This is a genomic window from Curtobacterium sp. MCPF17_011 (genome assembly GCF_003234145.1).
Taxonomy (GTDB): Bacteria; Actinomycetota; Actinomycetes; order Actinomycetales; family Microbacteriaceae; genus Curtobacterium.
On the sequence record NZ_QKSK01000008.1, the window covers coordinates 19,546 to 31,952 of the forward strand.

At 71.4% G+C, this 12,407-nt stretch carries 18 protein-coding genes; 4 read left to right on the forward strand and 14 right to left on the reverse strand.

Features of this window, described 5'->3' with window-relative positions:
- Positions 1–41: 41 nt before the first annotated feature.
- The 9 genes from DEJ25_RS11155 to DEJ25_RS11195 all read right to left on the reverse strand — a co-directional run bounded on the left by DEJ25_RS11155 (position 42) and on the right by DEJ25_RS11195 (position 4,586).
- Positions 42–302, reverse strand: a complete 261-nt coding sequence (locus DEJ25_RS11155; protein WP_110904294.1) for a hypothetical protein — start codon at positions 300–302, stop codon at positions 42–44.
- Between the two features lie 49 nt (positions 303–351).
- On the reverse strand, positions 352–519 hold the full coding sequence (locus DEJ25_RS16725) for a hypothetical protein (protein WP_181427417.1): 168 nt from the start codon (positions 517–519) through the stop codon (positions 352–354).
- Between the two features lie 226 nt (positions 520–745).
- Complete coding sequence (locus DEJ25_RS11160) at positions 746–1,711, reverse strand: helix-turn-helix domain-containing protein (RefSeq protein WP_111044713.1); 966 nt, start codon at positions 1,709–1,711, stop codon at positions 746–748.
- A 110-nt stretch (positions 1,712–1,821) separates the two neighbouring features.
- Positions 1,822–2,052: a GlsB/YeaQ/YmgE family stress response membrane protein gene (locus DEJ25_RS11165; RefSeq protein ID WP_111044714.1), complete on the reverse strand. Its 231-nt coding sequence runs from the start codon at positions 2,050–2,052 to the stop codon at positions 1,822–1,824.
- A 424-nt stretch (positions 2,053–2,476) separates the two neighbouring features.
- Positions 2,477–3,040, reverse strand: a complete 564-nt coding sequence (locus DEJ25_RS11175; protein ID WP_110904291.1) for a hypothetical protein — start codon at positions 3,038–3,040, stop codon at positions 2,477–2,479.
- Positions 3,037–3,612, reverse strand: a complete 576-nt coding sequence (locus DEJ25_RS11180) for a DUF6286 domain-containing protein (RefSeq protein ID WP_146236780.1) — start codon at positions 3,610–3,612, stop codon at positions 3,037–3,039. Before DEJ25_RS11180 ends, DEJ25_RS11175 begins: the two co-directional genes overlap by 4 nt.
- 13 nt (positions 3,613–3,625) lie before the next feature.
- Positions 3,626–3,943 (reverse strand): hypothetical protein, encoded by a 318-nt coding sequence (locus tag DEJ25_RS11185; RefSeq protein WP_110904289.1) that lies wholly within the window; start codon positions 3,941–3,943, stop codon positions 3,626–3,628.
- Positions 3,940–4,131: a hypothetical protein gene (locus DEJ25_RS11190; RefSeq protein ID WP_110904288.1), complete on the reverse strand. Its 192-nt coding sequence runs from the start codon at positions 4,129–4,131 to the stop codon at positions 3,940–3,942. Before DEJ25_RS11190 ends, DEJ25_RS11185 begins: the two co-directional genes overlap by 4 nt.
- Positions 4,128–4,586, reverse strand: coding sequence for an Asp23/Gls24 family envelope stress response protein (locus DEJ25_RS11195; RefSeq protein WP_110904287.1), 459 nt, complete (start codon positions 4,584–4,586; stop codon positions 4,128–4,130). The genes DEJ25_RS11190 and DEJ25_RS11195 overlap by 4 nt, the downstream gene beginning before the upstream one ends.
- Positions 4,587–4,986: 400 nt before the next feature.
- On the opposite strand from DEJ25_RS11195, the gene DEJ25_RS11200 reads away from it, so the two are divergent.
- A complete protein-coding gene (locus DEJ25_RS11200; protein ID WP_146236779.1) occupies positions 4,987–5,994 on the forward strand; it encodes an AraC family transcriptional regulator in 1,008 nt (335 codons plus the stop codon).
- 70 nt (positions 5,995–6,064) lie between these two features.
- Here the strand turns inward: DEJ25_RS11200 and DEJ25_RS11205 are convergent, their stop codons facing one another.
- Positions 6,065–7,981: a family 43 glycosylhydrolase gene (locus DEJ25_RS11205; RefSeq protein ID WP_146240671.1), complete on the reverse strand. Its 1,917-nt coding sequence runs from the start codon at positions 7,979–7,981 to the stop codon at positions 6,065–6,067.
- A gap of 163 nt (positions 7,982–8,144) precedes the next feature.
- On the opposite strand from DEJ25_RS11205, the gene DEJ25_RS11210 reads away from it, so the two are divergent.
- Both DEJ25_RS11210 and DEJ25_RS11215 read left to right on the forward strand, forming a co-directional pair.
- Positions 8,145–8,657 carry a DUF427 domain-containing protein gene (locus DEJ25_RS11210; protein WP_111044717.1) on the forward strand — a complete coding sequence of 171 codons (513 nt, stop codon included), beginning with the start codon at positions 8,145–8,147 and terminating at the stop codon, positions 8,655–8,657.
- Positions 8,654–8,971 carry a hypothetical protein gene (locus DEJ25_RS11215; RefSeq protein WP_146240672.1) on the forward strand — a complete coding sequence of 106 codons (318 nt, stop codon included), beginning with the start codon at positions 8,654–8,656 and terminating at the stop codon, positions 8,969–8,971. Before DEJ25_RS11210 ends, DEJ25_RS11215 begins: the two co-directional genes overlap by 4 nt.
- Before the next feature lie 9 nt (positions 8,972–8,980).
- On the opposite strand, the gene DEJ25_RS11220 is transcribed toward DEJ25_RS11215, so the two are convergent.
- The 3 genes from DEJ25_RS11220 to DEJ25_RS11230 all read right to left on the reverse strand — a co-directional run bounded on the left by DEJ25_RS11220 (position 8,981) and on the right by DEJ25_RS11230 (position 10,434).
- Positions 8,981–9,274, reverse strand: coding sequence for a hypothetical protein (locus DEJ25_RS11220; RefSeq protein WP_111044719.1), 294 nt, complete (start codon positions 9,272–9,274; stop codon positions 8,981–8,983).
- Positions 9,275–9,502: 228 nt separating this feature from the next.
- The gene (locus DEJ25_RS11225; protein WP_111044720.1) at positions 9,503–9,832 is read right to left on the reverse strand and encodes a hypothetical protein; all 330 of its coding nucleotides are present in this window, start codon (positions 9,830–9,832) and stop codon (positions 9,503–9,505) included.
- 158 nt (positions 9,833–9,990) lie between these two features.
- On the reverse strand, positions 9,991–10,434 hold the full coding sequence (locus DEJ25_RS11230; RefSeq protein ID WP_220033209.1) for a MarR family winged helix-turn-helix transcriptional regulator: 444 nt from the start codon (positions 10,432–10,434) through the stop codon (positions 9,991–9,993).
- 37 nt (positions 10,435–10,471) lie between these two features.
- Here DEJ25_RS11230 and DEJ25_RS11235 point away from each other — a divergent pair, with 37 nt between their 5' ends.
- Positions 10,472–11,107: an MBL fold metallo-hydrolase gene (locus DEJ25_RS11235; protein ID WP_111044722.1), complete on the forward strand. Its 636-nt coding sequence runs from the start codon at positions 10,472–10,474 to the stop codon at positions 11,105–11,107.
- Positions 11,108–11,201: 94 nt separating this feature from the next.
- Here DEJ25_RS11235 and DEJ25_RS11240 read toward each other — a convergent pair whose 3' ends face one another.
- Positions 11,202–12,314: an acyl-CoA desaturase gene (locus DEJ25_RS11240; RefSeq protein WP_111044723.1), complete on the reverse strand. Its 1,113-nt coding sequence runs from the start codon at positions 12,312–12,314 to the stop codon at positions 11,202–11,204.
- Between the last annotated feature and the right edge of the window lie 93 nt (positions 12,315–12,407).

A 12,407-nucleotide genomic window follows, 5' to 3' on the forward strand; every position in this document is an offset into this window, starting at 1 on the left:
CGCGGAGGTCCGGGCTGTACCCGGACCGTGGAGAGGACCGCTCAGGCGCGGATCAGCGGTGCCCAGAACGCGTCCGGGCCGTCCTGCTGCACGGCGTCGCCCTCGAAGCGCCAGCCGTACCCGCCGACGAACTGCTGCGCGGCCGCGAGCTCGTCGACGCCGTCGTCCTGCGACCGGTCGAACAGGTGCACGCCGTGACCGATCGCGACACCGCTGTCGCTCACGAGCGTGAGGTCCCACCGGCCCTCTTCGGAGCGTTCGATGCGGACGACGGCGGCCTGGTCTGCGGAGAAGTCGGACATGTCGTCGAGCCTACGCACGCAGTCGGAGGCTGGTGCGGGGGGGGTCGGGTCAGACGACGGTGAGGAAGTCCGCGTAGGTGGGATCGGCGGGTGTCGACCCGGCCGTGCGGCGGGCGACCATCGCGTCGATCTCGTCGGGGTGGCTGAGCCCGCGGCGGTGCCATTCGCCGGCCTGCAGCCGTTGTTCGTGGAGGGAAGGTCTGACGCGGTCGTTCACGGTGCGCTCTTCCTGCTGGTGCGCCCGACCCGAAGGGTTCGGAGGCGCAGGGACAGCATCCCCCGCGCACCCCGCCGGACCGAGCCACGGGGTCCGTGGAGTACGCCCGCTGGACACGGTGTCCGGTCCGCGCACCGGCAGCGCTCCGGGCCTGTCGGACGGCGGCGGCGCGCCGGCGGTGACGACGAACGATCCGACCGAGCGGGCCGAGCCGACGGGTGGCCCGTCACACGCTCCGACGGCGGCGGAGCGTCGCCGAGGGCGGCTCTCCGAACGTGGCCGCGTAGGCGCCCGAGAACCTGCCGAGGTGCCCGACGCCCCAGCCGACGGCGATCTGCGCGACGGTGGCGGTGTCCGGGTCGGCTGCGCTGAGCTCGGCGCGTACCCGGTGCAGCCGGACCTGGCGCAGGAAGTGCATCGGGGACGCTCCGGTGTGCCGACGGAACGACGCCTGCAGGGACCGCACGGCGACCCCGGCGGCGACACTGACGTCCGTGATCGTGATGGGCCGACGGGCGTTCGCCACCATCCACTCCTGCGCGAGCCGCATGGTCGCCGGTCCGTCGCTGAGCAGTCCCATCGGCGGGACGGGACGAGCGTCGAAGGTGCCGACGACGGCCTCCGCGACGGTCGTGTTGAGTGCCGAGCGGCGGTCGCGACCGGTCGTGGGGTCGAGCAGCGCCCCGGCCGACGCCGACACCACCGCGCGGAGTTGTCGGAGCGCCGCGGGGTCCGGGTGGCGTGCGAACTGCAGCGGTGTTGGCAAGTCTCCCTGTCGCGCGGCGGCGACGGACTGCAGGAACGTCCGGTCGAAGCGGATGACGTGCTGCACGGTCGGTGCCGCGCTGAACGCGAAGTCCCGGCCGGCCGGGTACATCACCGGGACGCCCGGCAGCATGTCGACGGGGTCGGACGAACCGGTGTCGAGCAGGATCCCCGGCGCGGAGGCCCATGCCAACACGTAGTCGTCGCCGGGGTCGATCGTCCCCCAGCGGCGGGCAGCGACGGACGAGGTCCCGACCGTGACGTGGTCGTCCCCGACCGCCCGGTACCGCCACGAGAACCCCTCGGGTGCAGGGTCCCCGATGTGGATGTCCTGGCTCGAGTAGACGTCTTCGTAGAACGCGACCGCTTCGTCGACGGCGATGCCGCGACGGTCGACGTGCACGAGGGGTTGTTCGACTGAGTCCATGCGCGCCCAGCCTGCCGCGGACCACCGACAAATGCGCCACCGATGACGAAGAGCCCCACACCGGTCGGTGCGGGGCTCTTCGTTCCCGGCGACGAGCGCCGGGAAAGAGGTCAGGCGCGGGCGCCGCGACGACCGGTGATCGCACCCCAGATGAGGAGGACGATGATCGCACCGACGATCGCGATGATCCACGACTGGATGCTGAAGAAGCCGTCGTAGCCCACGTTGAAGACGAGGCCGCCGAGCCAGCCGCCGATGACACCGAGGACGAGCGTGGCGATCGTGGAGCAGGTGTGCCGCCCGGAGGGGCAGCGGAGCGGTCGTGATCGACGCTCCCGGATGGGCTGTGCCGATCAGATGCTGTCGAGCAGACCGTCTCGCGACTGCTCTGCGAACAGAGCGGTCATGTCGATGGCTTCGGTCGGGGTGTCCCCGTCAACGAATGAGTTGCTCGCGGGCGTCGAGTGCATCTGACCGGTCCTTCCGTGGTGCTGCGTGTACCACTCCACCATGCTCTCCGGAAAGTAGTTAGGCACACTACACAGTTGATGATGCGTTCAGCGGACACGACGTGGTCGGTCAACTCTGCGAGCTCGATGAAGGGGCCCCGACCTGCGAGGAGCGGACCTCGGCGGCGACCGCGATGACGGGGGGTGCGTAGCTGACCACGTTCGTGCGGTCGAGCAGTCGGCCGCGGTGGCCTGGTGGCGGGGGGGGGGGGAACTGGTGCTGGTGGCGCCGTCGCGCAGGGCCGTGGCACGTCCGTCAGACGACGCGCTTGGCCTTCGAGATGGCCGAGCGGGTGCCGCCAGTGAGGTGGACCAGGATCGGTACCTCGCGACCGAGAGTCCGGTCGAGGGTGGCGATCGCGGAGTCGACGGCGTCGAGGACCGTGACGGCGTCCCCGCCCCGGCGGACCGCGACACGCAGCCGTGCGGCGCGCTGCTTGCGCACCGTGTACATGTCGACCTTCGACGAGACGACGTCGTGCACGCCGGCCAGTTCATGGTCGATGACGTCGCGGACGAGGGCCACGTTGACGGTGACCTCGTCATCGCCCTGGGCTTCACGGACGGCGACGGCGGTGCCGCCGCGGCCGCGTGTGACGACCCAGACGACGGCGAGGACGACCACGACGAGGCAGGCCGCCGCGACGATCCACAGGGACGTCGCGGGGACCTCCACGCGGTCTGGGAACGTCAGGGAGGGCTGCAGCGCATCACGGACGACCGGCAGGACTCCGGCGCCCATGGCCAGGCCGACCACGACGGCGACGAGTCCGAGCACGAACAGGATGATCCGGTTCAGGGTGCGGTTGCTCGAGGTCATGACAGCGCGCCCTTCTCGCTGACACGGACGGTGACGTGGCGGACGAACCGGTCGTCCAGGCGGCCCAGGCGTTCGGCGACGGCGCGCTCGACGGCTGCCGAGTCCACCGGGATGCCGGACATCGGGACGACGTGCACCTCGGTGCGGGCGCCACGGACGCTCGCGGCGGTGTGCGCGTCGGGCACGCCCGCGGCGACGCCGGCGGCGTTCCGGGCGGTCGACGCGATGATCGACGAGTCGATGACCACGGCGCCGCGGTCGTGCGGCACCACTGCGCGGTGCTGACGGCCGGGCTTCAGGGCCAGGACGACGAGGACCACACCCGCGATGACGAGCACCGCGGCGATGACCTCGATCAGGGTGACGAAGGTCGGGTCCGGCTGGAGTGCGGCGTCGACCGCGGTCTGCGGGTCGGCCAGCAGTGGCGCCGCCCCGATCGCTCGGAGGACCGACTCGGTGCCGATCCACGCCGCGACCAGCACGAGCACCACCAACGCCGCGGACACCGCCCTGGAACGGGAACGGTACACGCTGCGGCGACGCAGCCGACGTTCGACGGAACTGCTGCTCATGGGGTTCTCCTCGTCAACGGACCCGGGCATCGCGCTCGCGCACGATCCCGGTCAGTTCGATGCGCGCCGACCCGACGCGACGTCCGGTGAGGGCGCTGACGCGACTCCGGACCTCGGCCGCTGCGGTCGTCGCCGCCTGGACCAGGTCGGTGCCGGCGGCGACCGGACCGGTGATCTCCAGGGCCAACGCCCCGTGAGCGTCGCCGAGCTCCACCCGCACCCGCTTCGCGGGCGCGCCGAGCCGCTCAGCGGCGACGGCGCGCGCGCACGAGGTCAAGGCGCGCGTGGCGATCTCGACCCGGCCCGGCACGGTGCCCGGGCCGCCGGTCACCGGGAGCTCCGACGCCCGGTCAGCACGTCGGTCAGGGCGTTCCGGTCGATCCGGCCGGTGACGAGTGCTGCGACGAGCGCTCCGACGGCGGCGAACACGACGACCAGGACGAAGCCCCAGAAGCCGAACTGCAGCGCGACGACCGCGAGGACGGCGCCGATCAGGGCACCGCTCAGTGTGGCGCTCATGCGACTCGCGACTCCTTCTTGTCGTCGTCCTCGTCGTCGTCACCCGGGATGAAGACGTCCTGGATCGTGACGTTCACCTCGGCGACCTCCATGCCGACGATCTGCTCGATGGCGCGGGAGACCGACGCTCGGACGCCCTCGGCGACCTGCTGCAGCGGCACCGGGTACTCGGCGACGATGGTGATGTCCGCGGCGACCTGCTTCTCGCCGACCTCGACCTTGACGCCCTGCGAGAGGTCGCGCTGGCCGATGGCGCCCCGGAGTGCGCCGATGGCACGGGCTGCGCCGCCGCCGAGGCTGTGGACGCCGTTGACCTCGCGGGCGGCGATGCCGGCCACCTTCGAGACGACGGTGTCGTCGATGAGGGTCTTGCCGGTGGCGCCGCGGTCGCCGGTGTCCATCGACGTCGTCGCGCTGGTGGCGAGGATGGTCGGGGTGGTCGTGGTGTCGGCCATGGTGGCTCCTTCCGAGTGGCCCGCCGGGTGTTCCCAGCGGGTGCTGTTCACGGATGAGACGGGCTGGGGAGGACGTTCGTCACGGCCTCGTCGCGACTTCCAGCCGCATTCCAGGAACGCGCCGTTCCCGCGGTCAGACCTGTACCCCGAACCGGATTCCGTGCCGATGTCGACTCCGACGGTGCGCGGCGCGCGGGAACCGGACCGGGTGCCCGCAGTCAGCGGTCGCTTCCTTACCATTTCTATGACGAGAACGTCAACCCCTGAACGCCTGACGGACAACTGGGTACCGTTTCAGTCAGCGAGTTTCGCTCGGCGTCCAGTGCATCGAACGTCAACGGAGCGCTGACAGGGACAGCAGCGACCCGACCGCCCTCCGGTGGTCGACAGGGAGACGATCATGACCAGCACGCTCGACGTCACCGCCCGACGGGCGGAGACCAACACGTGGGCTACCGACACGGTGCGACCCGTGCGGATCGAGGCGTCCGGGACCTCGAGCGACGCGGTTGTCGCCGACATCGGTCGTCTGTACGACGGACGCGAATGGCAGGCCCGGACCACCAGCCATCCCTTCGCCTACCGTTACAGCGCGGTGGGCGACCGGGACGTGACACTCCGCCGGTCCCAGATCGGTGGACACATCCGCGGAGCGATCCCCCGCTCACCTGACTACGTCGTGCAGTGGATCACGTCCGGGCAGGGGGTTCCTGACGTCACGCAGGACCGGGTGCCACTGCAGCTCGACGTGCCGATGCTCTTCCCGACCTGCCGTGAGTTCGTCTTCGAGTACGAGGACTACGACCAACGGCTCGTGCACCTGTCGCGCCCGCTCGTGCACGAGGTCGCGGACGAGATGTTCCACACCGGTCAGGTCACCGACCTCGGCATCGACCACCTCCGCACGCTCGACCCCACAGCCGTCACCCAATGGCGGAACAGCCTCGCGCTGCTCTCCCGGGAGCTCCGGACCGGCGGGGTCGACACCCTGCTCTGGCACACCCTGACGCGTGGGACCGCGGCTGCGTTCCTCCGGATGTACCCGCCGACGGTGACGGCCCTGCCGCCCGCCGTGCTGCTGCCCCGACGGGCACGTCTCCGCGCCGCCGTCGAGTACATCCACGAGCACGTGGCGGAGCCGATGAGCGTCTCGGACATCGCCGGCGCCGCCGGACTGAGTGTCCGTGCCACCCAGGAGGCGTTCCAGCGGCACCTGGACCAGACGCCGATGACGTACCTGCTCCGGACCCGACTCGAGCGGGTCCGCCGGGATCTGCTGCAGGCCGATCCCTCCGGCACGTCCGTCCAGACGGTCGCCCGCCGCTGGGGCTTCGCGCACCTCGGCCGCTTCTCGGCGGCCTACCGGAACGAGTTCGGCGAGTACCCGCGGGCAACGCTGCGGAGCTGAGCGGGTCCCACTCCGGCAGAAGGCCGACGGGCCCGGTGCAGTCGCACCGGGCCCGCCCGTCGTTCGTCGTCTAGCGGACCGACCGCACGGTGCTGACCCGCAGGTCCTCGAACGTGCTCGTCGAACCGGCACCGCCCAGGGAGATGAGCCCGACCCGCGGTGTCGACCCGAGGTCCGCCGTCCAGGTGCCGCCGCGCACGAAGTGCCGACCGTCGACGCTGGTGTACGCCGTGTACCGGTGCTCACCGTCGACGAGCCGGTGCACGATCCGGAGCGTGGTGGCCCCACCGACCGGCCCGACGACCATGTTGCCGTAGGTCGGCGCGCCCTCGGGCTGCCCGCTGACCTGCTTGCCGAACTCCGTCTGTCGGGTGTTGAAGATCGAGTTGGAGACGAGTCGGACGTAGTTCCCGTCATCGCCGTAGACCACGAGCCCGCCCTGCCGGTAGTTGAACGAGTCGCCGGTGGCCGGGGTGTCCATCCGTACGCGGGTCTCGACGACGTAGTCACCGGCGGGTGCCGCTTCGGTCAGCACCGACGCGAGCGGGGTCTGCGGTGGGTGCAGGTCCGCGTCCTGGGTCTGCCATGAGAACGACCCGCCCCCGACCCGGTAGGTCGACGGATCGGGCTGCCGCGTCCAGGTGAGCGTCGGCGGCAGCGCGTCACCCCGGAAGTCGGTGGACAGGGACCGGATCGTGCGCGCCGGCACGTCGACCGGGGCGAGGCGCGGACGGTACGCCGATCGCTGCCCCGGCTGCGCAGCCGGAGCGGGCTGCACCGAGTCCGACGGTCCTGCTCCACCGCGGACGACCGGCCAGCCGCCGATCCAGTCGAGTGGGTCGATGAGCGCCGGACGCTTCGTGTACCCGGTCTGCCCCGCGTAGTACGGGTCGTTGCGGTCCACGGCGTGGTAGATCATCCAGTCCTGACCCGCGAAGTCGGTGACCACCGTGTTGTGACCGGTACCCACCCAGCGGTTGCCGTTCTGTGCGAGCAGGGGCGAGCCTCCGACCCGGGTGTCCGTGATCGCGACGCCGTCACGGTCGCGGAAGGGTCCGAGCGGGCTCTTCGAGCGGGCGACGAAGACGCCGTAGCCGGTGAGCGAGCCGTTGCAGCAGTTCGTCGCGGAGCCCATGTAGTACCACCAGCCGCCGTGCCGCATGAGGTACGAGCCCTCGTAGCGGTTGTCGATCGCGATCTGCCGCTCGGTCTCCGGCAGCGAGCGCAGTCCGTCCGCGGTGAGCTGTCGGACGTGCACGCCGCCGAAGTAGCTCCCGAAGTACAGGTAGGTGCGACCGGAGTCGGTGATGACCTCGGGGTCGAACGACCACCGGAAGCCGTCACCGTTCGGTGCGGTCTGCGGAGCGACGACCGGTCCGCCCGAGTCCGTCCACGGGCCGGTCGGGCTGCTGCTCGTGGCGACGCCGATCGCCGATCCACCGCCGGTGGGGCCGGTCGCCGACGGGGTGTCCGACGCCGTGTAGTAGAGGAACCAGGTGCGGCCGCGCTGGACGACGTCGGGCGCCCAGATTCCGTTGGCCTCGCCGACCCAGGCCGGCTTGGTGGTGAACGCGTCGCCGACGTACGTCCAGTCCGTCAGGTTCGTGGACCGGTAGGTCGGGACGCTGTGCTGCACGAGCTCACCGGTGGCGGTCTCCTCCGTCGCCGTCAGGGCGTCGGTCGTGCAGTACAGGTACCAGTTGCGGTCGCGGCCGACCCCGTGGATCGCGGTCGGGTCGGCGCAGCTCGCCGCCGTCTGGCCGTCCGGGAGGCGCAGTGCCATCGGGTTCTGGTGTGTCGCCGCCGGCGCGTGGCCGCGTCCGGCGGTGGCCGCGGCGCTGGTCACCGCACTGGTCGACGGAGTACCGGTCGAGGCAGCACTGGTGGTTGCGGTGGTCGGTGGTGGTGCGGCGGTCGCAGGTCCGGCCAGGGCCTGCGCCCCGACGATGGTCACGGCCGCGAGGGTGATCGCGATGGTTCGGCGCACGGGACAGCCTCTCGTCGTTGAGGAGGTGGTGTCCGCGAGCGTAGCCCCGCCGCGCTCCGGAGGCCAGGGGCATCGTCCGGATCCTCGCGCCGATCGCACGGGCCGACGTCCCAGCTGGTGACGAGCCTCCAGTCCGTCGGTTCCGACGGGTAGAACTGGGGACATGACCCGACGCAGCCCGAGCCACCCCACCCCCGACGTCCCCGGACCCGGCCAGGAGTCGGTGTGGGACTACCCGCGTCCGCCGCGCGTCGAGCGGACCGCATCCCGCGTCGTCGTGCGGCTCGGCGGCCAGGTCGTCGCAGACACGACCGGCGCGGTCCGCGTGCTCGAGACCAGCCACCCGCCGGTGTACTACCTGCCGATCTCGGACTTCGCGCCCGACGCCCTCGTCCCCACGAGCGGGTCGAGCATGTGCGAGTTCAAGGGCAGCGCCTCGTACTTCGACGTGCACGGCGGCGACCAGGTCGTCCGGCGTGGTGCCTGGACCTACCCGACGCCGTGGCAGGGGTACGGCGAGCTGCGCGACCTGGTGGCCGTGTACCCGTCGCAGATGGACTCGTGCGAGGTCGCCGGTGAGCGCGTCCGCGCGCAGGAGGGCGACTTCTACGGTGGTTGGATCACCGCGGACATCGTCGGGCCGTTCAAGGGCGAGCCCGGGACGCTGGGGTGGTGACGGGGGCTCCGCTTCCGTCCGGCACCACCCGCCGCCGGGTCGAGCTCCGCCTGCACAAGCCCTGGTTCGCCTGGGGTGCGCGGCCGACCGTCAGCGTGGACGGCGTCGGACAGCCGGCGCAGTGGGGGTCCGGCACCTGGGTGCTGCCGGACGAGGGCACCGTCGAGTTCGCCGTCTTCTGCGTCAACCGCAGCTGGCGGTTCGGCGCCGCCTCGATCCGCGTCGCCGCCACGACTGCCGGAGGCACGGTCATCGAGTACCGCGCTGGCAGACTGCCCGTCGGGGCGGGGACGCTGGTCGTGGAGCGCAGCTGACGGAGCCGGTCAGGCCCGCTCGGACCGCCGCGCCGTCAGGAAGCGGGTGCGCTCGGCGAGGTCGTCGACGAACTCACGGTGCTCGGGCTCGAGCAGGTCGTCCGCGGCGGGTTCCGCGAGGAGGGGGACGCCCGGGCCGAGGAACACCTCGACGGCGATCGGCACGCCCGCGATGTCGACGGCGGGGATCGCTACGAGGTCGCTGCTGCCCGTCTGCCCGAGCGCGACCGCGTACCGCATCACGGCGGAGGCGGCGGCACTGCTGGTGAGGACGGATGTCAGTCCGTAGACGACGTACTTCATGGCGAGCCGGTTCTGACCAGTTCGATGCGTGCACGGCGGAGGCCGGCGGTGGTGTGCACAGGTGTGGACCCCCAGGGGGGTGGGGCACCCGCAACCGAGTCAGGGCAACGGTCTCGTCGGGAACGCACGTATCGGGATGGTCCGTACTCGGCACAATGTACACCGGTGGTACGACTGCGACGGTGGCGGGCACCCAGCCACCATCCGGGCCGTCGTCGGCAGCGGCGGTCAGCCCGGTGCCGCCACGAGGACCACGAGCACGGCTGCCAACCCGACGGCGACGATCCCCAGGTCGAGGACCGCGAGTGTCACCAGGCGCGTCCGCAGGGGGCGGACGGCCCCGCGGACGACGACCATCGTGAGGAACAGGACCACGACCACCACCAGGGCCGGCCACCCCACCGCTGGCTGCCGGATGCCCATCAGGACCATGACCACCGCGACCAGGACCGTCGTGACTGCTCCCCACACGAGCCAGTTCGAACCCGAGCGCGTGCGGAGCGCCGGCTGGTCACCGATGCGCGTCGGGTCGGGTCGTGGTTGCTGGTCGTCGGACACGATCCGGACGGTACGCCGAGCGGGGTGACGACCCGTGCGGGGTCGGTCCTGTCGCGGCGGTGACGGGGTCGCGGCCGGACGGGAGGCGCGGGGCGGGCCCGCACCGCGCCTCCCGTCCGTCGCCCATCACCGGTCACAGGGCGCCCGCCCGAGAGCTGTCAGCTGCCGTCCGTCTCCAGCGCCGTGGTGAGCTTGACGATCGCGTCGGCCGCGTGGGCGAGGGTGGCGCGCTCCTCCGGGGTGAGCGCGCGTTCCGCGGCAGCCAGGACACGGGCGGAACGGCGGATCCGGAGCTCGTCGATCACGGTCCGGCCCGCGTCGGTCAACGAGACGAGGACCCCTCGTGCGTCGGTCGGGTCCGGGGTCCGCTCGACGAGCCCCTGGGCCTCGAGGTCGGCGACCGTGACCCGCATCGACTGGTGCCGCACCCGTCGGAGTCGCGCCAGCGCGGCGATGCTCTGGGCACCGTCGCGGGCCAGGAAACCGAGTGTCTCGACCTGGCCCTCCGGAGTGGCCTCGGAGCGGCGGACGGCGCGGGTGCTGTCCCCGATCGCGCGGCGCAGGGCGTTCGCGTCGTCGAGCGTGAAGTCGCGGAGGGCCATGAGCGGAAGTGTACAGGGTGGCTGTACACTTCCGCTCATGGAACTCACCAAGCACACCCACGCCACCGTGGTCCTCCGCGACGGCGACCGCAGCGTCCTCCTCGATCCGGGCGCCTACACGCCGACGTCCGCCGACCTCGTGGCCGCCGCCGACGCCGTGCTCATCACGCACGACCACCCCGACCACTTCGACGCCGACGTCCTCAGCGCGGCCCTCGACGCGCAGCCGGGCCTCCGCATCTGGGCGCCGGCGTCCGTCGTCGACGCGCTCGGCGACCACGACGCCCGTGTGGTCGCCGTCTCCCCCGGCGACACGATCACTGCGGGCGGCTTCGAGGTCCGCGTGTTCGGCGGCGACCACGCCGTCATCCACGCCGACGTGCCGCCGATGACCAACGTCGGGTTCCTGGTCGACGGCCGCGTCTTCCACCCGGGCGACTCGTACACGGTGCCGGGCGTGCCGGTCGAGACGCTGCTCGTGCCGACCTCCGGGCCGTGGGCGAAGCTCGGCGAACTCGTCGACTTCGTGCGGGCCGTGCAGCCGACGCGGGCCGTGCAGATCCACGACCTGATGCTCAGCGAGATCGGCAAGGGCTCGTTCGCGCAGTTCGCCGGTCAGCTCACCGGGGTGGACCTGGTGACACTGGCGGACGGCGAGACGATCACGGTCTGAGCAGTCCGGACGACGAACGGGCCGCGGGCCGACTCGAGGTGGTCGGCTGGCGGTCCGTTCGGTCATGCCGGCCGGGCGGCCGGCTCCGCCGAGGTCAGCTGATGCGGAGCTCGCTGGTCATCGGGCAGTCGAACGGGTCGCGGGCGGCCAGTCCGACGCGGTTCAGGTACCGGACGACGATGCCGTAGGAGCGCAGCAGGGTGGTCTCGGTGTAGGGCACGTCGAGGCTGTCGCAGTGGTCGCGGACCAGGAGACGTGCCTGCTGCAGCGCGGGGCGGGGCATCGAGGGGAACAGGTGGTGCTCGACCTGGTAGTTCAGGCCGCCCATCAGGAACGACACCCACCAGCCACCGCGGATGTTGCGGGACGTGCGGACCTGGCGGGAGAAGAAGTCGACCTTCGCGTCGTGGGCGATGGTCGGCATGCCCTTGTGGTTCGGGGCGAACGAGGCGCCCATCATCACGCCGAACACGGCCAGCTGCACCCCGAGGAACGCACACGCCATCCCGAACGGCAGGAACACGAAGACCACGGGCAGGTAGATCGCGAACCGGGCGAGGAGCATGACGCCCTCGACGATGCGGTCGCGGCGGTCGCTCTTCCCGTCGACACCGCGGAGCACCGAGGTGACCGCATGCCGGTGCAGGTTGATGCCCTCGAGGGTCAGGAGTGGGAAGAACAGCCACCCCTGGTGCCGCACGAGCCAGCGCATCGGTCCGGTCGTCGCGGCCGCGTCCTCGGGGATGAAGACGACGCCGTCCGGCGCGATGTCCGGGTCCTTGCCGACGGTGTTCGGGTTGCCGTGGTGCCGGGTGTGCTTGTTCATCCACCACGAGTACGACAGGCCGACGACGAACGTGCCGAGCCAGCGGCCCGCACGGTCGTTCCACTTGCGGGAGTCGAACACCTGCCGGTGAGCCGCCTCGTGTGACAGGAACGCGAACTGGGTGAACAGCACGCCGAGCGCGCCCGCCACGATCAGCTGGAACCACGAGGAGCCGAGCTGCGCGAAGACGACCCAGCAGGCCGCGGATGCCACGACGAGGGCGGCGAACACGGACCAGTAGAAGCCACGGCGGCGTCGGAGGAGACCGGCGTCCTTCACCTGCTGCAGCAGTGCCGAGTAGGTCGACGTGCCACCGGCGCGCGAGCCGTTCGCAGTGCCGGTCTTCCGGTAGGGGCTGGTGATCACGGACTCGGTGGACATTGGGGTGCTCCCGTCGACGGCGCTGGCGGATCCCCATCTCGCGATGTGGACAGATCGACCGTACTGAGGACCCGACGCCAGCCGCAAACATGC

Excerpts from the sequence above, each read along its gene's own strand:
- DEJ25_RS11155 (WP_110904294.1), bottom strand. The coding sequence starts at position 302 with ATGTCCGACTTCTCCGCAGACCAGGCCGCCGTCGTCCGCATCGAACGC.
- DEJ25_RS11160 (WP_111044713.1), bottom strand. The coding sequence starts at position 1,711 with ATGGACTCAGTCGAACAACCCCTCGTGCACGTCGACCGTCGCGGCATC.
- DEJ25_RS11175 (WP_110904291.1), bottom strand. The coding sequence starts at position 3,040 with ATGACCTCGAGCAACCGCACCCTGAACCGGATCATCCTGTTCGTGCTC.
- DEJ25_RS11180 (WP_146236780.1), bottom strand. The coding sequence starts at position 3,612 with ATGAGCAGCAGTTCCGTCGAACGTCGGCTGCGTCGCCGCAGCGTGTAC.
- DEJ25_RS11190 (WP_110904288.1), bottom strand. The coding sequence starts at position 4,131 with ATGAGCGCCACACTGAGCGGTGCCCTGATCGGCGCCGTCCTCGCGGTC.
- DEJ25_RS11195 (WP_110904287.1), bottom strand. The coding sequence starts at position 4,586 with ATGGCCGACACCACGACCACCCCGACCATCCTCGCCACCAGCGCGACG.
- DEJ25_RS11200 (WP_146236779.1), top strand. The coding sequence starts at position 4,987 with ATGACCAGCACGCTCGACGTCACCGCCCGACGGGCGGAGACCAACACG.
- DEJ25_RS11210 (WP_111044717.1), top strand. The coding sequence starts at position 8,145 with ATGACCCGACGCAGCCCGAGCCACCCCACCCCCGACGTCCCCGGACCC.
- DEJ25_RS11220 (WP_111044719.1), bottom strand. The coding sequence starts at position 9,274 with ATGAAGTACGTCGTCTACGGACTGACATCCGTCCTCACCAGCAGTGCC.
- DEJ25_RS11230 (WP_220033209.1), bottom strand. The coding sequence starts at position 10,434 with ATGGCCCTCCGCGACTTCACGCTCGACGACGCGAACGCCCTGCGCCGC.
- DEJ25_RS11235 (WP_111044722.1), top strand. The coding sequence starts at position 10,472 with ATGGAACTCACCAAGCACACCCACGCCACCGTGGTCCTCCGCGACGGC.
- DEJ25_RS11240 (WP_111044723.1), bottom strand. The coding sequence starts at position 12,314 with ATGTCCACCGAGTCCGTGATCACCAGCCCCTACCGGAAGACCGGCACT.